The sequence below is a fragment of the Enterobacter sp. SECR19-1250 genome (assembly GCF_013391025.1).
GTDB classification, from domain to species: domain Bacteria; phylum Pseudomonadota; class Gammaproteobacteria; order Enterobacterales; family Enterobacteriaceae; genus Enterobacter; species Enterobacter cloacae.
Genome location: NZ_JACASJ010000037.1, coordinates 1 through 19,933, shown reverse-complemented (window position 1 = coordinate 19,933; position 19,933 = coordinate 1). Strand labels below are relative to the sequence as shown.

The following is a 19,933-nucleotide window of genomic DNA, read 5'->3' as shown; positions in this document are numbered from 1 at the left end:
TTGAGAATTAATGGATCCCGCCAATACGATTCAGGCGTACCCCGGTCGGCCATTCGCCTTCCTGTTTCTCGAAACTCATCCAGATTGCGGTTGCTTTACCCACCAGATTCGCTTCCGGCACAAAGCCCCAGTAACGGCTGTCCGCGGAGTTATCGCGGTTATCGCCCATCATGAAGTACTGTCCCGGCGGTACGATCCAGGTGGCCAGCTGCTGACCTGGCTGTTTGTAATACATCCCGACCTGATCCTGCGCAATTGGCACGGTCAGGATCCGGTGCGTCACATCATCCAGCGTCTCTTTACGTTCGACCAGACGAATACCGTTCTCTTTGGTTTCATCTTTCGGCACCTGGAAGAAACCGTTGGTCGCTTCACCGCCGTTACGACGGGCAAAGGTCTGCACAAAATCACTTGGCTCAACGTTTGAGTAGGTGATTGGCAGCGCGTTTTCACACGCGGTACCGGAGCTGCAGCCAGGCTGAACGGTCACTTCTTTGGCAACCGGATCGTAGGTGACTTTATCACCCGGCAGACCCACCGCGCGCTTGATGTAGTCAAGGCGTGGATCGTCCGGGTATTTAAACACCACAATGTCGCCACGTTTCGGATGGCCCGTTTCGATCAGCGTTTTCTGGTAGATCGGATCTTTAATGCCATAGGCAAACTTCTCGACCAGAATAAAATCACCAATCAGCAGCGTTGGCATCATGGAGCCTGACGGGATCTGGAACGGCTCGTAAATAAACGAACGCACCACCAGCACAATCGCCAGCACCGGGAATACCGATGCCCCGGTCTCCAGCCAGCCCGGTTTCGGGCCAACTTTCTTCAGGGTTTTCGCATCAAGCCCATCACCTGTGGCTGCCTGCGCGGCAGCCTGACGTTCACGGCGTTTTGGGGCGAAAATAAACTTATCCAGACACCACAACAGACCTGTCACCAGGGTAGCGATGACCAGGATCAGGGCAAACATGTTCGCCATGCCAACTCCTTAGGGTTATTTGCCGTCTTTACCAACATGCAGAATGGCAAGGAATGCTTCCTGCGGCAGTTCGACGTTACCGACCTGCTTCATACGCTTCTTACCTTCTTTCTGCTTCTGGAGCAGCTTTTTCTTACGGCTGACGTCACCGCCATAGCATTTCGCCAGAACGTTTTTACGCAGCTGTTTCACGGTAGAGCGGGCGATAATGTGGTTGCCGATGGCCGCCTGAATCGCGATATCAAACTGCTGACGCGGGATCAGATCTTTCATCTTCTCAACCAGCTCACGGCCACGGTACGGGGCATTGTCGTTGTGGGTGATCAGGGCCAGCGCATCAACACGTTCGCCGTTGATCAGCACATCCACACGTACCATGTTCGAAGCCTGGAAGCGTTTGAAGTTGTAATCCAGTGACGCATAGCCACGAGACGTAGACTTCAGACGGTCGAAGAAGTCGAGAACCACTTCCGCCATTGGGATTTCATAGGTGAGCGCAACCTGGTTACCGTGGTAAACCATGTTGGTCTGAACGCCACGTTTCTCCACGCACAGCGTGATAACGTTACCCAGATATTCCTGCGGCAGCAGCATATGACACTCTGCGATTGGCTCACGCAACTCATCGATGTTGTTCAGCGGCGGCAGCTTGGACGGGCTGTCGACGTAGACGATCTCTTTGTTGGTGGTCTGCACTTCGTACACTACGGTCGGCGCGGTGGTGATCAGATCCAGATCGTATTCACGTTCCAGACGTTCCTGAATGATCTCCATGTGCAGCAGACCAAGGAAGCCGCAGCGGAAGCCGAAGCCGAGCGCCGTGGAGCTTTCTGGCTCGTAGAACAGAGAGGCGTCGTTAAGGCTCAGCTTGCCGAGCGCATCACGGAAGTTCTCGTAGTCGTCGGAGCTGACCGGGAACAGGCCGGCATAAACCTGTGGTTTCACCTTTTTAAAGCCTGGCAGCGCTTTTTCTGCCGGGTTACGCGCGCCGGTCAGGGTATCGCCCACTGGCGCACCGAGAATGTCTTTAATGGCACAAACCAGCCAGCCCACCTCGCCGCATTTCAGCTCGGTACGGTCAACCTGTTTTGGTGTGAAGATCCCGAGACGGTCTGCGTTATAAACCTGGCCGGTACTCATCACCTTAATTTTGTCGCCTTTACGCATGGTGCCGTTTTTAATACGCACCAGCGAGACAACGCCCAGATAGTTATCGAACCAGGAGTCGATAATCAGCGCCTGCAGTGGGGCATCCGGGTCACCTTCTGGTGGCGGAATATCACGCACCAGACGTTCCAGCACATCGGTAACGCCCACGCCGGTTTTGGCCGAGCAACGCACGGCATCGGTCGCGTCAATTCCGACGATATCTTCAATCTCTTCCGCCACGCGCTCAGGGTCAGCGGCTGGCAGGTCGATCTTGTTCAGAACCGGCACCACCTCGAGATCCATTTCCATCGCCGTGTAGCAGTTTGCCAGGGTCTGAGCTTCTACGCCCTGCCCCGCATCCACCACCAGCAGCGCGCCTTCACAGGCTGCCAGCGAGCGAGAAACTTCATAGGAGAAGTCAACGTGGCCTGGGGTGTCGATAAAGTTCAGTTGGTAGGTTTCACCATCAGCCGCCTTGTAATCGAGCGTGACGCTCTGCGCTTTAATGGTGATACCACGTTCGCGTTCCAGGTCCATGGAGTCCAGAACCTGGGCTTCCATTTCACGATCAGACAGGCCACCGCAAATCTGGATAATACGGTCAGACAGCGTCGACTTACCGTGGTCAATGTGAGCAATGATCGAAAAGTTACGTATGTTCTTCATATAGTTAAATAATTATGCCTTACGAATTCCTGGAGGCCGCTGTTCTTAGCCTGACGTTTTTCAGTGCGAAAACGCAGCATTCTACACTACATCTCCGTTACCTGGAAATGCACTTAGCCCCAGGTATAGCGTGAAGAAATGGCGTTTTCTTTTTTAAGATGTAAATGATGATAAAGCCCGATGGATCACCGGGCCTCAGAGGAGAGCGTCTCAACACGAAGTTGGTCTGGTGCCAGCCCTACGCTGAGAATAACAGGCTGCCACGCTTCGCGGGCTGCGAGCCTAGGGGAGAAACCTTTGGCAAGCCAGAAACCACCCACACCTCCCAATGCAGCGCCGCACATGGCCGCCGCATCGGTACCAAACAGCATCTGAAACACGCCGCCCATCACAAAGAGCCCCACCAGCGGGGAGAGATAAACCAGCATTGCGGAACCCAACAGGCTGCCTTCGGCAATGCCCAGTTCCACCTTCTGTCCTGCCACCAGCGGTTGCTCACTTGGCACGGAAAGCGTGTGCGAGGTTTGCGGCCCGAGCTTATTTAGCACGCGGCTGCCGCAACCTGCCCGGGATGCACAACTGTTACAGGAGGCCTTTACATCACAGCTTACCAGCGCAACACCGTCCTGCCATGATACAACCGTAGCCCACTCTTTAATCATTGTGCAGCCCTGAATTTGATGCTGTCAGAAATACGCTTCGCCGTTTGCGGGGGTAATTCGCCGACGATGGTGATCTCCGCGTTGTCGCGTACCGTGGTACTGACTGTTCGACGTCCGGTACGCAGCATTTGTTCGGCACTGTTTGCCGTCGCGCGATTGATGTTCACCGAGAAGCTGAACAAGCCATCGGAGTAGAGGCGCGATTCAACCGGCGTTTCAATGGTAGGCAGTTGTCGGCGGCTGCTTGATACTTCCGTAAAGCCTTGCGGGATCCAGGAAGGAACCCAGTTGAAATTCACGGAATCTCCCGCCGGAACGGAAAGCAGCGGCGGCAGGCTGGCTTTCGCCAGATTCTGCATGCTATTACCCACCTGATTATTGACGCTAAAGGAGATAACGCGGAACTGTTCCAGCGTTTCACCATCGCGATCAAGCAGGTCTACACGCATTGGAAGCTTGGTTTCGGCATCAATCCAGACAATGTAGCTGTAACGCGTCCCGTCGCGGGCGACAACGCGGATCACTTCACACAATCTGTCAGCGATGCGCGTACGCCCTACCGAAATAAAATCGTAGTAAGGGGCAAGGCGCTTGAAGTCGGTGTAGATGAGCGATGGCAGAGAATCAACGATATAGTCGCCATTGAGGGTAAAAGGCTCCAGGCCTGGCTCGAAATAGCTGATTTCGTTACCACGCTGAACCACTTCCCGACGCGGGCCATCCATCTGTAAAAGTTGCGCGAGCGGCTGATTATCAAGACGGGCATGGCGATAGCGTAACGACTCGACGCCCTGCTTATTGATGCTGATAAATGCCAACTCGTAATTGAGTGACTGGCTGGCCAGATTCATTTGCTGCAACAACGCCCCGGATGAAACATCAGCCGAGGCGTTGGCAGAGAAGAACAGGCTACCCGCCATCAGAGACATGGCGAACCAAAGTTGCTTCATTACTGCGATTGCGTTCCTAAAGTTTGGTTTCCTGGCACCTGCACAGCAGCCTGCTGGGTTTGTGCCTGCTCAAACTGAAGCTGTTCTGAGTGCAGACGACGCTGCAACTCATAATCCTGCAACATCGCATTAATGCGACGGCGCTGCTCCTGAACCTGCTGTTGCTGACCGCCACTGGCGGAGGCATCAGCCGGTACACCCAAACTTACCGGGCTGGCTTTGCCCATCATCGGCAGTGTATTGAACACTGGCGCTTCTGGCTGCTGATTAGTTTCAGACTGAGTATTATAGTGCTGGACGCCAACGATAACTGCAAGCGATACGCATGCCGCCACACCCATTTGGGTAAGTTGACTGGCCCACGGACGCACCTTCTGCCAGAACGGCATTTTCTGCCACTGGTTTGGTGCAGGTTGAGCTTCAGGAATCAGCGGAGTGGTCTGATGAACAGGCTCATTCTCAATAGCCGCCATCACGCGGGCTGAGATATCGAAATGGATAACCTCGCTGGTGTCACCACGAAGGGTGTCACGGATGAGATGGTAACTCTCCCAGGTCTCTTGCATTTCGGGAGAATGAGACAACTCATTGAGCAGCTCACTATCCAGCGTTTCACCATCCATTAAAGCGGAAAGTTTTTCTTTCTGCATGCCTAATACCTTTTCCAGTATCCCGCTATCGTCAACGCCTGATAAGCGGTTGAACTTTATTATCAATAGCTTCTCGCGCACGGAAAATTCGTGAACGTACCGTGCCGACCGGACAATCCATGATAGCGGCTATCTCTTCATAGCTCAGACCATCAAGCTCCCGTAACGTAATTGCCATGCGTAAATCTTCCGGGAGCGACTCGATCGTGCGAAAAACAATTTGTCTCAGTTCTTCTGACAACATTAAGTTCTCAGGGTTCGAAATTTCTTTCAGCGCACCGCCACTTTCGAAGTTTTCGGCGTCGATTGCGTCCACATCACTTGAAGGCGGACGACGGCCCTGAGCGACCAGATAATTCTTTGCCGTATTGACCGCAATACGGTACAGCCAGGTATAAAAAGCACTATCTCCCCGGAACGAGTCCAGCGCGCGATAGGCCTTAATAAAAGACTCTTGTACAACATCAGGCACATCACCTGACGGTACATAGCGGGAAACCAGACTCGCCACCTTATGCTGGTAGCGCACCACCAGTAGGTTAAAGGCTTTCTGATCTCCCTTCTGGACCCGTTCAACCAGGACCTGGTCCGTTAACTGCTCGCTCATCCGAGGTAATGTCTCCCCAAACCAAAATTCCACGCGTTATCGAAACGCCACTCTACAAATCCCGCACTTTTGAGCAAGCACCGAGTTGGAGTGTCTATTCTTCAATAAGTTCCGTAACGCCTTTGTTTTTGTTCATCGCGTCACAGACTGTTTATTTTCTCTCATTATAAGTCTGTTCACGATACATACCCACTTTCTGACTTCAAACATCTCTTATCCGGTCAGAAGAGTAACGCAACCCAGGCTTTATTTCACCACAAAATCTGAAGCTAACGATCTGCTTCGCAAAATATTTTCCTTCTTTTACATGCCGGAAATCCGCGCATGTGCGTTTAGTCATTGCAACTGAGAATAAAAAAAACGTGCGATATCTCGCACCGGAGTGCTATTCTGCCCAAACACTGTTTAGTAAATTAAACAAAAAATCATGAACACAACACCTGAACTACATTGTGATGTACTGATCATCGGTAGCGGCGCGGCAGGACTCTCGCTGGCGCTGCGTCTGGCTGAGCATCAGAGCGTAATTGTTCTGAGTAAAGGACCGATGAGCGAAGGCTCCACATTTTATGCCCAGGGCGGAATTGCCGCCGTGTTTGATGAAACAGACAGCATTGCGTCACACGTCGAAGATACGTTGATTGCCGGAGCTGGGATCGTCGATGAACATGCTGCGGAATTTGTCGCCAGCAATGCGCGTCACTGCGTCCAGTGGCTTATTGACCAGGGTGTACTGTTTGATACTCAGGTTCAGCCAAACGGCGAAGAGAGTTACCACCTTACCCGCGAAGGCGGACACAGCCATCGCCGGATCCTGCACGCTGCAGATGCCACCGGTAAAGCGGTGGAAACCACCCTGGTCAGCAAGGCGCTCAGCCATCCTAATATTCGGGTGCTTGAGCGCAGTAATGCCGTTGACCTGATTATTTCTGACAAAATCGGCCTGCCGGGCACGCGCCGGGTGGTGGGGGCCTGGGTCTGGAATCGTAATAAAGAAAAGGTCGAAACCTGTCAGGCGAAAGCCGTGGTGCTGGCAACAGGTGGCGCCTCCAAAGTATATCAATACACCACCAACCCGGACATTGCCTCTGGTGATGGTATCGCCATGGCCTGGCGCGCCGGATGTCGTGTTGCCAATCTTGAGTTCAACCAGTTTCACCCGACCGCGCTGTTTCATCCGCAGGCGCGCAATTTCCTGCTGACGGAAGCCCTGCGCGGTGAAGGCGCGTATCTGAAACGACCGGACGGCTCACGTTTTATGCCGGACTTTGACCCGCGAGGCGAGCTCGCGCCGCGTGATATCGTCGCCCGCGCTATCGATCACGAGATGAAACGTCTTGGCGTGGATTGCATGTATCTGGATATCAGCCACAAACCGGCTGAGTTTGTCCGTCAGCATTTCCCGATGATTTATGAAAAGCTGCTCAGCCTTGGGATTGATCTGACGCGTGACCCGGTACCGATTGTGCCAGCCGCTCACTATACCTGTGGTGGCGTCATGGTTGACGATCATGGCCGTACGGACGTGGATGGTCTGTATGCCATCGGCGAGGTGAGCTATACCGGGCTGCATGGCGCGAACCGCATGGCATCTAATTCGTTGCTGGAGTGTCTGGTTTACGGCTGGTCCGCAGCGGTGGATATAACCAAACGCATGCCGTATGCCCGCCACGCTGAGCACTTACCGGCCTGGGATGAGAGCCGCGTGGAAAACCCGGATGAGCTGGTTGTGATCCAGCATAACTGGCATGAGCTTCGGCTATTTATGTGGGACTACGTTGGCATTGTACGCACGACGAAGCGTCTTGAGCGAGCCTTACGCCGTATCACCATGCTGCAGCAGGAAATTGATGAGTATTATGCCAATTTCCGCGTTTCCAACAATCTGCTGGAGCTGCGTAACCTGGTGCAGGTTGCCGAGTTGATTGTTCGCTGCGCGATGATGCGTAAAGAGAGTCGGGGTTTACACTACACCCTGGACTATCCCGACATGCTGCCTGAATCCGGCCCGTCGGTTCTCTCCCCGCAGCGTCACATAAACAGATAAAATGCCTGGGTCAGCGCAGTGTAATCTTCGGAGTAACGCTGGTCTGGCCCACGGATAACCATCCTGTCGTTAAAACATTCACCCTCTTTTGGCGAAAGCGCCAGCAAGACCCGGTGTGGTAACCGCCCTTCCGTATCCGAGATATCGGTACGCAGCCGTAAGTTCCAGCCCATCTCCCGTGCGATCTCAATAAAGGTATTGCCGGTGCTTTCGGGAAGAACCACGCAGAAGAACCCTTCTTCGGAAATTAAATTCGCCGCGCTGGTTAACAGGGCTTTATGATCGAGCGAACCGGTATAGCGAGCCTGTTCGCGCTCAGGCGTACCGCACTCCACGCCGGGCGCGTAGTAGGGAGGGTTACTGACGATCAAATCGTAACGCGCCGTTTGCTCTGGTGCCCAGGCCAGTACGTCCGCGCATTCAACTTTAATTCGGGTTGCCCAGGGGGATTCGAGCGCATTTTCACTCGCCTGCCCTGCGGCCTGTGCATCCAGTTCAACCGCAACAATGGTGACATGCTCATCCGTGCGCTGAGCCAGCATTAATGCCAGCAGACCACTGCCGGTGCCAATATCCAGAATGCGCTTAACCCCTGCGACAGGCGCCCACGCTCCCAGTAGAATACCGTCTGTACCGACTTTCATGGCACAGCGATCGTGAGCAACAAAAAATTGTTTAAACGTAAAACCATCGCGGCGCAATTGCGCTTTGAGTTGAGACATGTCAGAGCAACCTTCTAAGTGAAACTGGAGTAGCATAGGGGAAAGCGAAGTGGCCGAAAAGCGATATCCATACAAACAGATGAAGATTACAGCCGTAACGTCTATAATCAGCGCCCCACACAGAGGTAGAACATGACTGTAACGACTTTTTCCGAACTTGAACTCGATGAAAGCCTGCTCAATGCACTTGAGAGCAAAGGCTTTACACGCCCGACCGCCATTCAGGCAGCGGCCATTCCGCCTGCGCTTGAGGGCCGCGATGTGCTCGGTTCTGCGCCAACCGGCACGGGGAAAACAGCAGCCTACTTGCTGCCTGTGTTGCAGCACCTGCTCGATTTTCCTCGTAAAAAATCAGGCCCGCCGCGTATTTTGATCCTGACGCCTACCCGTGAACTGGCTATGCAGGTTGCCGATCACGCACGCGAACTGGCAGCGAATACCCATCTGGATATCGCCACAATCACCGGCGGCGTTGCGTATATGAACCACGCCGAAGTGTTCAGCGAAAACCAGGATATCGTCGTTGCGACGACAGGCCGTCTGCTGCAATACATTAAAGAAGAGAACTTTGACTGCCGCGCGGTAGAAACCCTGATTCTGGACGAAGCCGACCGTATGCTGGACATGGGCTTCGCGCAGGATATCGAACACATCGCCGGCGAGACGCGCTGGCGCAACCAGACAATGCTCTTCTCTGCCACCCTCGAAGGGGACGCGATCAAAGACTTCGCAGAGCGCCTGCTGGAAGATCCGGTGGAAGTGTCGGCAACGCCTTCAACCCGTGAACGCAAGAAGATCCACCAGTGGTACTATCGCGCGGACAACCTTGAGCACAAGGTTGAATTGCTCAAGCACCTGCTGAAGCAGGAAGAGGCCACCCGCACTATCGTCTTTGTGCGTAAGCGCGAGCGTGTGCATGAGCTGGCTGAAATGCTGCGTAATGCCGGGATTAACAACTGCTACCTCGAAGGCGAGATGGCACAGATCAAACGTACCGAAGGCATTAAGCGTCTGACCGATGGCCGCGTTAACGTGCTGGTGGCAACAGATGTTGCTGCTCGCGGGATTGACATTCCGGACGTCAGCCACGTGATCAACTTCGATATGCCGCGCAGCGGTGATACCTATCTGCACCGCATCGGCCGTACCGGCCGCGCCGGGCGTAAAGGTACAGCGATCTCCCTGGTTGAAGCGCACGACCATCTGCTGCTGCAGAAAATTGGTCGCTATATCGACGAGCCGCTGAAATCCCGCGTTGTCGATGGCCTGCGCCCAACCACGCGTGCACCGAGTGAAAAAATGACGGGCAAACCGTCTAAAAAAGCACTGGCGAAACGTGCGGAGAGAAAAGAGAAAGAAAAAGAGAAGCCGCGCGTGAAGCAGCGTCATCGCGATATCAAGAATATTGGTAAACGCCGTAAGCCAAGCGGTACTGCGTCAGAAGCGAAAACTGAAGAGTAAAAAAAGCCGGGAAATATCCCGGCTTTTTGTTCCACCCCCGTGGCTAAAAACCTTACAGGCTTTCAGTAAAGGTACGCGCGATAACGTCGCGCTGCTGTTCCGGGGTCAAGGAGTTGAAACGCACCGCGTAGCCAGACACACGAATAGTCAGCTGTGGGTATTTTTCAGGATGCTTAACCGCATCTTCCAGCGTTTCGCGACGCAGTACGTTCACGTTCAGATGCTGACCACCTTCAACACGCACTTCTGGTTTCACTTCCATTGGGATTTCGCGGTATTCAATTTCGCCCAGCTTATTAACTGGAACGATTTCATCTTCCGCAAAACCCGCTTTTGCTACCACACAGCGTGCTTCGTTTTTCTCGCTGTCCAGCAGCCAGAAAGAGTTGAGCAGATCGTCGTTTGCAGCTTTAGTAATCTGGATACCTGTAATCATGTGTTGCCTCCCTTAGGCTACATTAACTGGTGTCGGCCTTTCGCGGCCAATTGGTAAAACCATTGTTTCTTGTGTGTATATATATCATTCACACCACGGCGATTTATTGATTTAAATCAACAAAATCACCAACCACACAAAGAGTGTGGTCTGGTTTTATTGTTTCAGATCAATTTTCCAGCCTTACCAATTCAAATCAATTTGTAATTTTTCAACCATAATTTAAGGAGTTAGGGCTAATTTCCGCATGGAATTTTGCACCGCAGGATTTAACGGTTAAGCTAGGCGCAGAATGAGATTCGCAGGAGAGCGAGATGACGACACCGCTGACATGGCACGATGTGCTGGCAGAAGAGAAACAGCAGCCCTATTTTATCAACACTCTCAGTACCGTTGCGGCAGAGCGGCAGTCTGGCCAGACGATTTATCCGCCCCAGAAAGACGTATTTAACGCGTTTCGCTATACCGAACTGAGCGATGTCAAAGTGGTGATCCTGGGTCAGGATCCTTACCACGGCCCTGGTCAGGCTCATGGGCTGGCCTTCTCCGTGCGCCCGGGCGTGGCTATCCCCCCTTCTCTGCTGAACATGTATAAAGAGCTTGAAGGAACGATCCCCGGTTTTACCCGACCCAATCATGGTTATCTGGAAAGCTGGGCGCGCCAGGGCGTGCTGTTACTGAATACCGTCTTAACCGTACGAGCAGGTCAGGCGCACTCTCACGCCAGCCTTGGATGGGAAACATTCACCGATAAAGTGATTAGTCTGATTAATGAACATCGCGAAGGAGTGGTGTTTTTACTGTGGGGATCGCATGCGCAGAAGAAAGGGGCGATTATCGACCGTCAGCGTCATCACGTGTTGAAAGCGCCACACCCGTCTCCGCTGTCAGCCCATCGTGGTTTCTTTGGCTGTAATCATTTTGTTCTGGCGAATGAGTGGCTGGAAAAACGTGGCGAAACGCCGATTGACTGGATGCCCGTGTTACCGGCAGAAAGCGAGTAGGAAATGAATGTGCCGGGCTGGCCCGGCACATAAAAAGCTTATGCTTTGTTCTGACGCCACCACTCCGCCAGCAGTACGCCGGTCGCGACGGAAACGTTCAGACTTTCCACATTGCCCGTCCCGTCAATAGAGACGCTCAGATCCGCACTCGAGAGTGCCGCGTCTGACAGACCATCACGTTCCTGACCTAACACCAGCACCATCTTGCGCGGCAGCGTCGCTTTAAACAGCGGCGTACCGGCATGGCTGGAGGTCGTCACAATGGAATAGCCCGCTTTACGGAACTGCTCGATGGCATCCAGAACGCTGTCGCCGGTGATCGGCTGAACGTGCTCGGCACCGCCTTCCGCAGTACGGATCGCAGCACCGGATTCCAGCAGCGCAGCATCCTGCAGCAGTACTCCTTTAACGCCGAAGTGCGCGCAGCTGCGCATCATCGCACCCAGGTTATGCGGGTTACCCACATCTTCCAGCGCCAGCACGCAGTCATCGGCACCGGCCTGGCTGACCCACTGTTGCACCGTTGTGCCGTTGCGTTTTTTGATCAGGAAGCAGACACCACCGTGGTGTTCGGTGCCTGACGCTTTCGTCAACTCGGCATCATCAACCACATGGTAGGCTTTACGGTTTGCCGCCATCCAGCGCAGGGCTTCTTTGAAGCGAGGGGTGACGCTCTGGATAAACCATGCACGAACGATACACTCAGGGCGGCTCTGGAACAGAGCCTGACAGGCGTTTTCGCCATACACGCGTGTCTCTTCCGCACGCTGACGGCGAAGCACTTCCGGATCGATAAAGCTTTTACCGCTGATGCCGCCGTGATCGGCTTTTTCAGGCGTCTCATCGCCAGGCGCGCGGGACACGGTACGCCATGGTGACGACCCCTCACGTGCAAAATCATCGCGTTTGCGATCGTCACGCTTGCGGTCATCACGTTTTCGGTCATCACCACGGTTGTTTCTGTCATCGCGGGCGGGGCGACGGCCACCGTCTGCACGAGAGGACGCCGGACGCCCGCCACCTTTTCCGGTACGCGGATTTTGGGTGCGTTTATCAGAGTCATCATCACTGCGGACATACATCACTTTGACCTTGCCGCTTTTATTTTTCATTTCGTCGTTCATGCTTTTCTCCACCAGCGCTGCGCGAAGCGCGCAGATTACCCGATGTGCAAGCGCATAGCCATAATTTCGTACAAAAGCCTGTGACTATTGTTCTCATTGAATAAAACGCATTGTCGTTTCAAACAGGCTCATTGATAATATGTAACATATTAGAAACATTATCGGCATACTGCCGCTGTCCAATGGTTCTATCAGAGGTTAGTTATGAATACCGTATGTGCCAACTGTCAGGCTCTTAACCGCATTCCGGACGATCGGATCGAGGATGGTGCGAAATGCGGGCGTTGTGGCCATGAGTTGTTTGATGGCGATGTGATTAACGCTACAGGTGCTACGCTGGACAAACTCCTCAAGGACGATCTCCCGGTGGTTGTCGATTTCTGGGCACCATGGTGTGGCCCGTGCCGTAACTTCGCGCCAATCTTTGAAGATGTCGCCGAAGAGCGCAGCGGGAAGATGCGTTTTGTGAAGGTGAATACGGAGGCAGAACGCGAGCTCAGCGCCCGTTTTCGTATTCGTAGCATTCCGACCATCATGATTTTCAAAAATGGTGAAGTCATCGACATGCTCAACGGCGCGGTACCCAAAGCGCCTTTCGAGAGCTGGTTGAACGAGTCGCTGTAACATTCACGGGGCACATCTTGTGCCCCGTTCCCGCCTCTGCGAAAATGGGGTTTTTCCTGCCCTTTCGCCCATGACTGATAACGCTGTACTTCAATTACGCGCCGAACGCCTTGCCCGCGCGACTCGCCCTTTTCTCGCTCGTGGCAACCGCATCCGTCGCTGCCAGCGCTGCCTGCTGCCGTTAAAAGTGTGCCTGTGCGACACGCTGGTACCGGCCACGGCGGAAAGCCGTTTTTGCCTGGTCATGTTTGATACCGAACCGATGAAACCCAGCAATACGGGTCGTCTGATCGCCGATATTCTGCCTGATACGGCCGCGTTTCAGTGGTCGCGCACGGAGCCTCCTCAGGCCCTGCTCGAATTAGTGGCAAGCCCGGACTATCAGCCGATGGTCGTTTTCCCCGCCTCCTATGCAGGCGCCGACCGTCAGGTATTGTCAGCCCCGCCATCCGGAAAACCACCGCTGTTTATTATGCTGGATGGCACCTGGACGGAAGCGCGGAAAATGTTCCGTAAAAGCCCTTACCTTGACGCGCTGCCGATCATTTCTGTCGACCTCTCTCGCGTATCGGCCTACCGCTTACGTGAAGCCCATGCTGACGGACAATACTGCACCGCCGAAGTGGCGATCGCACTGCTGGATTTAGCGGGTGATACCGAGGCGGCTGGCGCGCTGGGCAGCCATTTCTCCCGTTTTCGCGAACGCTATCTGGCGGGAAAAACCGTTCATAAGGGCAGTGTCACAGCAACCGGGACAGAAAACGTTTAAAATCATCAGGTCGCTTGCATTCACAGGAGGCCTGCATGAGCCAGCGAGGGTTAGAAGCGCTACTACGTCCTAAATCCATAGCCGTCATCGGCGCATCAATGAAACCGGATCGCGCTGGCTATCTGATGATGCGCAACCTGTTGGCCGGCGGATTTAATGGCCCCGTTATGCCCGTTACACCGGCCTATAAGGCCGTTCAGGGGGTGCTTGCGTGGCCTGATGTGCAGAGCCTGCCTTTCGTACCCGATCTGGCCGTACTCTGTACAAATGCGAAACGTAACCCGGAATTGCTGGAATCACTCGGCAAGAAAGGGTGTAAGACCTGCATTATCCTCTCATCTCCTCCTGAACAGCAGCCCGAGCTTCTGGCGTGCGCCAGCCGCTATCAAATGCGTATTCTTGGGCCGAACAGTCTGGGATTACTCGCCCCCTGGCAAGGACTGAACGCCAGCTTTTCTCCAGTGCCGATCCGTAAAGGCAAACTTGCTTTTATTTCGCAGTCGGCTGCGGTATCCAACACGATCCTTGACTGGGCGCAGCAGCGTGAGATGGGGTTCTCCTACTTCATCGCCCTGGGTGACAGCCTGGATATCGACGTGGATGAACTGCTGGATTTTCTGGCGCGTGACAGCAAAACCAGTGCGATCCTGCTTTATCTTGAACACCTCAGCGACGCCCGTCGTTTTGTGTCGGCATCGCGCAGCGCGTCACGTAATAAACCCATCCTGGTCATCAAGAGCGGACGCAGCCCTGCAGCACAGAGCCTGCTGCATTCCCACTCCGGGATGGATCCCGCCTGGGATGCGGCTATCCAGCGCGCGGGTTTACTGCGGGTACAGGACACGCACGAACTTTTTTCCGCCGTCGAGACGTTGAGTCATATGCGTCCGTTGCGCGGAGAGAAATTAATGATCGTCAGTAACGGTGCAGCTCCGGCGGCGCTGGCGCTGGACGAACTGTGGTTACGTAATGGCAAGCTGGCCACGCTCGGTGAAGAGACGCTTCAGCGCCTGAGAGAGGCTTTACCCATCAGCGTTGCCCCCGGGAATCCGCTTGATCTACGCGATGATGCCAGTAGCGATCGCTATATCAAAGCCATTTCTATTTTGCTGGATAGTCAGGATTTCGATGCGCTGATGATTATCCACTCCCCCAGCGCGGTCGCTCCTGGCAGTGAGAGCGCGCGAGCCCTCATTGAAGCAGTGCGTAACCATCCGCGTGGTAAATACGTCACTCTGCTCACCAACTGGTGCGGTGAGTTCTCCTCTCAGGAGGCACGGCGACTGTTCAGCGAAGCGGGGTTGCCAACGTACCGTACCCCGGAAGGGACTATTACCGCCTTTATGCATATGGTGGAGTACCGTCGTAACCAGAAACAGTTGCGTGAAACTCCAGCATTGCCCGGCAATCTGACGGCAAATTCCGTCGACGTTCACCGGCTGTTGCAACAGGCTATCGATGAAGGTGCGACATCGCTGGACACTCACGAAGTGCAACCCATTCTTGGTAGCTATGGGATGCAGACGCTGCCAACCTGGATCGCCAGCGACAGCGCGGAAGCAGTACATATTGCCGAACAGATTGGTTATCCGGTCGCCCTTAAGCTTCGCTCACCGGATATTCCCCACAAGTCCGATGTGCAGGGGGTAATGCTGTATCTTCGAACTGCGGCTGAAGTTCAGCAAGCGGCAGATGCTATTTTCGACCGCGTAAAAATGGCCTGGCCTCAGGCCAGGATCCACGGACTGCTGGTGCAAAGCATGGCGAACCGCGCGGGCGCACAGGAACTGCGGGTGGTTGTTGAGCACGATCCGGTTTTTGGCCCGCTCATCATGCTGGGAGAAGGTGGCGTGGAATGGCGCCCTGAAGAACAAGCCGTGGTGGCCTTACCGCCGCTGAACATGAACCTTGCTCGCTATCTGATTATTCAGGCCATCAAAAGCAAAAAAATTCGTGGCCGGAGCGCCCTGCGTCCGCTCGATATTGCGGGGTTAAGCCAGTTCCTGGTGCAGGTCTCTAACCTGATAGTCGATTGCGCGGAGATCCAGCGGCTGGACATTCATCCTCTACTCGCCTCCGGCAATGAGTTCACGGCGCTGGACGTCACGCTGGATATCGCACCATTCGAAGGCGACAGAGAGAGCCGCCTGGCGATCCGTCCTTATCCTCTGCAACTGGAAGAGTGGGTGGAGATGAAGAACGGTGAGCGTTCGCTGTTTCGCGCCATTTTGCCGGAAGACGAACCGCAATTGCGGACGTTTATCTCTCAGGTCACGAAAGAGGATCTTTACTATCGCTACTTCAGCGAAATCAACGAATTTACCCACGATGATTTAGCCAATATGACCCAGATCGACTACGATCGAGAAATGGCCTTTGTCGCCGTTCGTCGTTCCGAAAACGGTGATGAGATCCTTGGCGTGACGCGTGCTATTTCAGATCCGGATAACGTCGATGCGGAGTTTGCCGTACTGGTGCGCTCCGATCTTAAAGGCCTGGGTCTTGGGCGGCGGCTACTGGAAAAACTCATCAGTTATACGCGCGATCACGGATTGTTACGCCTGAATGGCATTACTATGCCAAACAATCGCGGTATGGTGACCCTAGCGCGAAAACTCGGTTTTGATGTTGATATTCAGCTGGACGAGGGGATTGTTGCCCTCTCCCTCACTCTGAAATCGCCGGATAAACCCGAGTAAGCTACTGGAAATGTTACCCACTTTGGACGGGACTGGTGGTATCATTGTCCGCTTATGTTGTTTGCATGGTACAGACAACCCTTCAATGAACAGAGAAGAAACGCACTGTGATGTTGTCAAAATTTAAGCGTAATAAACATCAACAACACCTTGCTCAACTACCGAAGATTTCTCAGTCAGTTGATGATGTAGAGTTCTTTTACGCTCCCGCTCATTTTCGGGAGACGCTTCTGGAAAAGATTGCCAGCGCCACGCGACGCATTTGCATTGTGGCACTCTATCTTGAACAAGATGAAGGTGGCCGCGCGATCCTGAATGCGCTCTACGAAGCCAAGCGTCAGCGTCCTGAACTGGATGTTCGCGTGCTGGTTGACTGGCACCGCGCTCAGCGTGGCCGTATTGGCGCTGCTGCTTCAAATACAAACGCAGACTGGTATTGCCGCACGGCGCAGGAAAATCCTGGCGTTGATGTCCCTGTTTACGGGGTGCCGGTGAATACCCGTGAAGCGCTTGGCGTACTCCATTTCAAAGGGTTCATCATCGATGACAGCGTGCTTTATAGTGGCGCGAGTCTGAATGATGTTTACCTTCATCAGCTCGATAAGTATCGCTACGACCGCTACCATCTAATCCGTAATTCGCAGATGGCCGACATCATGTTTAACTGGGTGGATAAACATCTGGTACATGGCCGTGGTGTGAATCGCCTTGACGATCCTCATCGCCCGAAAAGCCCGGAAATCAAAAACGACGTTCGCGCGTTCCGCCAGGAGCTGCGCGATGCGGTTTATCATTTCCAGGGCGATGCAAACAACGAAGAGCTGTCCGTTACACCTCTGGTGGGCTTAGGCAAATCCAGCCTGCTGAACAAAACGATTTTCCATCTGATGCCGTGCGCAGAGCAGAAGCTCACTATCTGTACGCCGTACTTTAACCTTCCCGCCGTGCTGGTGCGCAATATCATTCAGCTGCTGCGCGACGGTAAAAAAGTGGAAATCATTGTCGGTGATAAAACGGCAAATGACTTTTTCATTCCTGAAGATCAACCCTTCAAAATCATCGGCGCCCTGCCCTACCTTTATGAGATTAACCTGCGTCGTTTCCTCAGTCGCTTACAGTATTACGTAAACACCGACCAGCTGGTGGTGCGTCTCTGGAAAGATGAAGATAACAGCTATCATCTCAAAGGAATGTGGGTTGATGATGAATGGATGCTGCTGACCGGCAACAACCTGAACCCTCGTGCCTGGCGTCTGGATCTGGAAAACGCAATTCTGATCCACGATCCACAACATGAGCTGGCCGCGCAGCGTGAACGTGAACTGGAACTTATTCGTACACATACGACGGTTGTTCGTCATTACCGCGAGCTACAGAGCATTGCCGATTATCCGGTGAAGGTTCGTAAGCTTATTCGCCGTTTGCGTCGCATCCGTATCGATCGTCTTATCAGCCGTATTCTGTAATATCCAGGCCCTGCCACCCGCAGGGCTTTTTTATGGAGCTGTTGATGCGTCTTCTTCTGTTAGTCATGACCCTCTGTTTAACCGGCTGTAGCCATATGGCGAACGATAGTTGGTCCGGCCAGGATAAAGCGCAACACTTCCTCGCATCCGCGATGTTGTCCGCTGCCGGTAATGAGTACGCCCAGCACCAGGGGTATAGCCGGGATCGTAGTGCGGCAATCGGCCTGATGTTCTCAGTCAGTCTTGGGGCATCTAAAGAATTATGGGATAGCCGCCCCTCAGGGAGCGGCTGGAGCTTGAAAGATTTTGCCTGGGATGTTGCCGGTGCCACGACCGGCTATGCCGTGTGGCAGATGGCGCATTATTAAAGACGAATACCTTTCCCTTTGCGATGCAGCATCAGGGATACGATAAAGGCCAGCGCCCCCATGATCGTCACATACCAGAAGAATGTCGTTTCGCTTCCCCATGATTTCAGGGACAGCGCAACGTACTCCGCCGAACCACCAAACAGGGCATTGGCGACCGCATAAGAAAGCCCTACTCCCAAAGCACGCACCTGTGCCGGAAACATCTCGGCCTTGAGTATTCCGCTGATCGAGGTGTAGAAACTCACAATCACCATCGCCAGCATCACCAGTGCAAATGCGGCATAAGGTGATGAGACATGCTGAAGCGCGGTTAAAATGGGGACGGTACATAAGGCGGACATGCCACCAAAAATCAACATTGATGTGCGACGGCCGATCTTATCTGAGAGCGCACCAATTAGCGGCTGTATCAGCATAAAGACGAACAGCGCGGCGGTCATGATGACGCTGGCGACGTTGGCGTGCATTCCCGTAGTATTCACCAGATACTTTTGCATGTAGGTGGTAAAAGTATAAAAACTGAGTGAACCACCGGCGGTGAAACCGAGAACCATCAGGAAAGCTTTGCGGTTTCGCCACAGTCCTTTAAACGATCCCGCTTCCTTCAGCGCCCTGACCTCTTTTTGCGAGGTTTCGTCTAACTGACGGCGCAGCCAAAGCGCCACGATCGCCAGTGCAGCCCCCATCGCGAAAGGAATTCGCCATCCCCATTCATGAAGCTGGCTGTCTGTGAGGATCTGCTGCAGGATCACGACAACCAGAATGGCCAGCAGTTGACCGCCGATGAGCGTGACATACTGGAAAGAGGCGTAAAAACCCTTCCGACCTTCAAGTGCAATTTCACTCATGTACGTGGCGCTGGTGCCGTACTCTCCCCCAACGGAGAGTCCCTGGAATAAACGAGCCAGCAATAAAAGGGCGGGCGCCCAGGTTCCAATAGCGTCATACCCCGGCAGACAGGCGATGATAAGGGAACCAAAACACATCATGCAGACCGAGATCAGCATGGAGGTTTTACGCCCGCGACGGTCTGCGATACGGCCAAATAACCAGCCACCAATCGGCCGCATTAAGAATCCTGCTGCAAATACACCTGCCGTTTGCAGTAGCTGCGTTGTGGTGTTTCCTGACGGGAAGAAAATATGTGCGAAGTAAAGTGAACAGAATGAGTAGACGTAAAAGTCGAACCATTCAACCAGGTTACCGGATGAGGCACTAACAATTGCCCATACCCTTCTTCGGGTATCACTGGCAACCAGCGTCCCGTTCGATGTAATGCTTTCGGTCATTATGATTATACTCCTGCCATAAACAACGGCATGCTGAGCTCTGAAGGAACTCAATACCTTGTAAATTAAATGTTATTATTTTGTTATAAATAACATTGCGAGGGAGATCACAAATTTCGTTAGCAAGGTAAGTTCCGGAGAAAGCCCAGGAGGGGAATGGTGCGGTCTGATGCCCTCTCCTGCAGGGAAAGGGTGAGAGTGAGGGAGAAAACAAAAGCAAAAAACCCCGCACCTTACGGTACGGGGTTCTTCTTA

At 53.6% G+C, this 19,933-nt stretch carries 19 protein-coding genes; 8 read left to right on the top strand and 11 right to left on the bottom strand.

The annotated features are described in order from the left end of the window. Positions 1-7 precede the first annotated feature (7 nt). The 7 genes from lepB to rseD all read right to left on the bottom strand — a co-directional run bounded on the left by lepB (position 8) and on the right by rseD (position 5,743). Complete coding sequence (gene lepB / locus HX884_RS11635) at positions 8-982, bottom strand: signal peptidase I (protein ID WP_178328190.1); 975 nt, start codon at positions 980-982, stop codon at positions 8-10. A gap of 15 nt (positions 983-997) precedes the next feature. Beyond that, positions 998-2,797: a translation elongation factor 4 gene (gene lepA / locus HX884_RS11630; RefSeq protein ID WP_013098320.1), complete on the bottom strand. Its 1,800-nt coding sequence runs from the start codon at positions 2,795-2,797 to the stop codon at positions 998-1,000. A gap of 185 nt (positions 2,798-2,982) precedes the next feature. Further along, entirely contained in the window at positions 2,983-3,459 is a 477-nt protein-coding gene (rseC, locus tag HX884_RS11625; RefSeq protein WP_038420411.1) for a SoxR-reducing system protein RseC, read from the bottom strand. Then, positions 3,456-4,409, bottom strand: a complete 954-nt coding sequence (rseB, locus tag HX884_RS11620) for a sigma-E factor regulatory protein RseB (protein ID WP_013098322.1) — start codon at positions 4,407-4,409, stop codon at positions 3,456-3,458. Before rseB ends, rseC begins: the two co-directional genes overlap by 4 nt. Then, a complete protein-coding gene (gene rseA, locus HX884_RS11615; protein ID WP_178328189.1) occupies positions 4,409-5,059 on the bottom strand; it encodes an anti-sigma-E factor RseA in 651 nt (216 codons plus the stop codon). The genes rseB and rseA overlap by 1 nt, the downstream gene beginning before the upstream one ends. 31 nt (positions 5,060-5,090) lie before the next feature. Next, positions 5,091-5,666 carry an RNA polymerase sigma factor RpoE gene (gene rpoE / locus HX884_RS11610; protein WP_006176728.1) on the bottom strand — a complete coding sequence of 192 codons (576 nt, stop codon included), beginning with the start codon at positions 5,664-5,666 and terminating at the stop codon, positions 5,091-5,093. After that, positions 5,663-5,743: a rpoE leader peptide RseD gene (rseD, locus tag HX884_RS27205; RefSeq protein WP_225368419.1), complete on the bottom strand. Its 81-nt coding sequence runs from the start codon at positions 5,741-5,743 to the stop codon at positions 5,663-5,665. The genes rpoE and rseD overlap by 4 nt, the downstream gene beginning before the upstream one ends. 350 nt (positions 5,744-6,093) lie before the next feature. On the opposite strand from rseD, the gene nadB reads away from it, so the two are divergent. After that, on the top strand, positions 6,094-7,713 hold the full coding sequence (nadB, locus tag HX884_RS11600; RefSeq protein WP_178328188.1) for an L-aspartate oxidase: 1,620 nt from the start codon (positions 6,094-6,096) through the stop codon (positions 7,711-7,713). Here the strand turns inward: nadB and HX884_RS11595 are convergent. Further along, positions 7,698-8,435, bottom strand: coding sequence for a tRNA1(Val) (adenine(37)-N6)-methyltransferase (locus tag HX884_RS11595; protein WP_178328187.1), 738 nt, complete (start codon positions 8,433-8,435; stop codon positions 7,698-7,700). The two genes, nadB and HX884_RS11595, sit on opposite strands and share 16 nt — an antisense overlap. Before the next feature lie 132 nt (positions 8,436-8,567). Here HX884_RS11595 and srmB point away from each other — a divergent pair, with 132 nt between their 5' ends. After that, the gene (srmB, locus tag HX884_RS11590) at positions 8,568-9,896 is read left to right on the top strand and encodes an ATP-dependent RNA helicase SrmB (RefSeq protein WP_178328186.1); all 1,329 of its coding nucleotides are present in this window, start codon (positions 8,568-8,570) and stop codon (positions 9,894-9,896) included. A 52-nt stretch (positions 9,897-9,948) separates the two neighbouring features. Here the strand turns inward: srmB and grcA are convergent, their stop codons facing one another. Further along, positions 9,949-10,332 (bottom strand): autonomous glycyl radical cofactor GrcA, encoded by a 384-nt coding sequence (gene grcA / locus HX884_RS11585; RefSeq protein WP_013098327.1) that lies wholly within the window; start codon positions 10,330-10,332, stop codon positions 9,949-9,951. A 314-nt stretch (positions 10,333-10,646) separates the two neighbouring features. On the opposite strand from grcA, the gene ung reads away from it, so the two are divergent. Then, positions 10,647-11,336: a uracil-DNA glycosylase gene (ung, locus tag HX884_RS11580; protein ID WP_029882221.1), complete on the top strand. Its 690-nt coding sequence runs from the start codon at positions 10,647-10,649 to the stop codon at positions 11,334-11,336. 38 nt (positions 11,337-11,374) lie between these two features. On the opposite strand, the gene HX884_RS11575 is transcribed toward ung, so the two are convergent. After that, positions 11,375-12,460 carry a tRNA/rRNA methyltransferase gene (locus HX884_RS11575; RefSeq protein WP_023620103.1) on the bottom strand — a complete coding sequence of 362 codons (1,086 nt, stop codon included), beginning with the start codon at positions 12,458-12,460 and terminating at the stop codon, positions 11,375-11,377. A gap of 204 nt (positions 12,461-12,664) precedes the next feature. Between HX884_RS11575 and trxC the strand changes: the two genes are divergently transcribed. The 5 genes from trxC (at position 12,665) to HX884_RS11550 (ending at position 18,386) form a co-directional block, all read left to right on the top strand. Continuing rightward, on the top strand, positions 12,665-13,084 hold the full coding sequence (gene trxC, locus HX884_RS11570; RefSeq protein ID WP_013098330.1) for a thioredoxin TrxC: 420 nt from the start codon (positions 12,665-12,667) through the stop codon (positions 13,082-13,084). Positions 13,085-13,154: 70 nt separating this feature from the next. Continuing rightward, positions 13,155-13,853 (top strand): tRNA-uridine aminocarboxypropyltransferase, encoded by a 699-nt coding sequence (gene tapT / locus HX884_RS11565; protein WP_062935169.1) that lies wholly within the window; start codon positions 13,155-13,157, stop codon positions 13,851-13,853. Between the two features lie 35 nt (positions 13,854-13,888). Further along, positions 13,889-16,552: a protein lysine acetyltransferase gene (pat, locus tag HX884_RS11560; protein WP_178328185.1), complete on the top strand. Its 2,664-nt coding sequence runs from the start codon at positions 13,889-13,891 to the stop codon at positions 16,550-16,552. Between the two features lie 110 nt (positions 16,553-16,662). Beyond that, complete coding sequence (pssA, locus tag HX884_RS11555; RefSeq protein WP_029882218.1) at positions 16,663-18,018, top strand: CDP-diacylglycerol--serine O-phosphatidyltransferase; 1,356 nt, start codon at positions 16,663-16,665, stop codon at positions 18,016-18,018. A gap of 44 nt (positions 18,019-18,062) precedes the next feature. After that, positions 18,063-18,386 carry a YfiM family lipoprotein gene (locus tag HX884_RS11550; protein WP_178328184.1) on the top strand — a complete coding sequence of 108 codons (324 nt, stop codon included), beginning with the start codon at positions 18,063-18,065 and terminating at the stop codon, positions 18,384-18,386. On the opposite strand, the gene HX884_RS11545 is transcribed toward HX884_RS11550, so the two are convergent. Then, positions 18,383-19,678, bottom strand: coding sequence for an MFS transporter (locus HX884_RS11545; RefSeq protein ID WP_013098335.1), 1,296 nt, complete (start codon positions 19,676-19,678; stop codon positions 18,383-18,385). The genes HX884_RS11550 and HX884_RS11545 overlap by 4 nt on opposite strands. Between the last annotated feature and the right edge of the window lie 255 nt (positions 19,679-19,933).

Excerpts from the sequence above, each read along its gene's own strand:
- HX884_RS11550 (WP_178328184.1), top strand. The coding sequence starts at position 18,063 with ATGCGTCTTCTTCTGTTAGTCATGACCCTCTGTTTAACCGGCTGTAGC.
- HX884_RS11545 (WP_013098335.1), bottom strand. The coding sequence starts at position 19,678 with ATGACCGAAAGCATTACATCGAACGGGACGCTGGTTGCCAGTGATACC.
- rseC (WP_038420411.1), bottom strand. The coding sequence starts at position 3,459 with ATGATTAAAGAGTGGGCTACGGTTGTATCATGGCAGGACGGTGTTGCG.
- grcA (WP_013098327.1), bottom strand. The coding sequence starts at position 10,332 with ATGATTACAGGTATCCAGATTACTAAAGCTGCAAACGACGATCTGCTC.
- trxC (WP_013098330.1), top strand. The coding sequence starts at position 12,665 with ATGAATACCGTATGTGCCAACTGTCAGGCTCTTAACCGCATTCCGGAC.
- pat (WP_178328185.1), top strand. The coding sequence starts at position 13,889 with ATGAGCCAGCGAGGGTTAGAAGCGCTACTACGTCCTAAATCCATAGCC.
- lepB (WP_178328190.1), bottom strand. The coding sequence starts at position 982 with ATGGCGAACATGTTTGCCCTGATCCTGGTCATCGCTACCCTGGTGACA.
- pssA (WP_029882218.1), top strand. The coding sequence starts at position 16,663 with ATGTTGTCAAAATTTAAGCGTAATAAACATCAACAACACCTTGCTCAA.
- HX884_RS11575 (WP_023620103.1), bottom strand. The coding sequence starts at position 12,460 with ATGAACGACGAAATGAAAAATAAAAGCGGCAAGGTCAAAGTGATGTAT.
- rseB (WP_013098322.1), bottom strand. The coding sequence starts at position 4,409 with ATGAAGCAACTTTGGTTCGCCATGTCTCTGATGGCGGGTAGCCTGTTC.
- lepA (WP_013098320.1), bottom strand. The coding sequence starts at position 2,797 with ATGAAGAACATACGTAACTTTTCGATCATTGCTCACATTGACCACGGT.
- nadB (WP_178328188.1), top strand. The coding sequence starts at position 6,094 with ATGAACACAACACCTGAACTACATTGTGATGTACTGATCATCGGTAGC.
- rpoE (WP_006176728.1), bottom strand. The coding sequence starts at position 5,666 with ATGAGCGAGCAGTTAACGGACCAGGTCCTGGTTGAACGGGTCCAGAAG.
- srmB (WP_178328186.1), top strand. The coding sequence starts at position 8,568 with ATGACTGTAACGACTTTTTCCGAACTTGAACTCGATGAAAGCCTGCTC.
- ung (WP_029882221.1), top strand. The coding sequence starts at position 10,647 with ATGACGACACCGCTGACATGGCACGATGTGCTGGCAGAAGAGAAACAG.
- tapT (WP_062935169.1), top strand. The coding sequence starts at position 13,155 with ATGACTGATAACGCTGTACTTCAATTACGCGCCGAACGCCTTGCCCGC.
- rseA (WP_178328189.1), bottom strand. The coding sequence starts at position 5,059 with ATGCAGAAAGAAAAACTTTCCGCTTTAATGGATGGTGAAACGCTGGAT.
- HX884_RS11595 (WP_178328187.1), bottom strand. The coding sequence starts at position 8,435 with ATGTCTCAACTCAAAGCGCAATTGCGCCGCGATGGTTTTACGTTTAAA.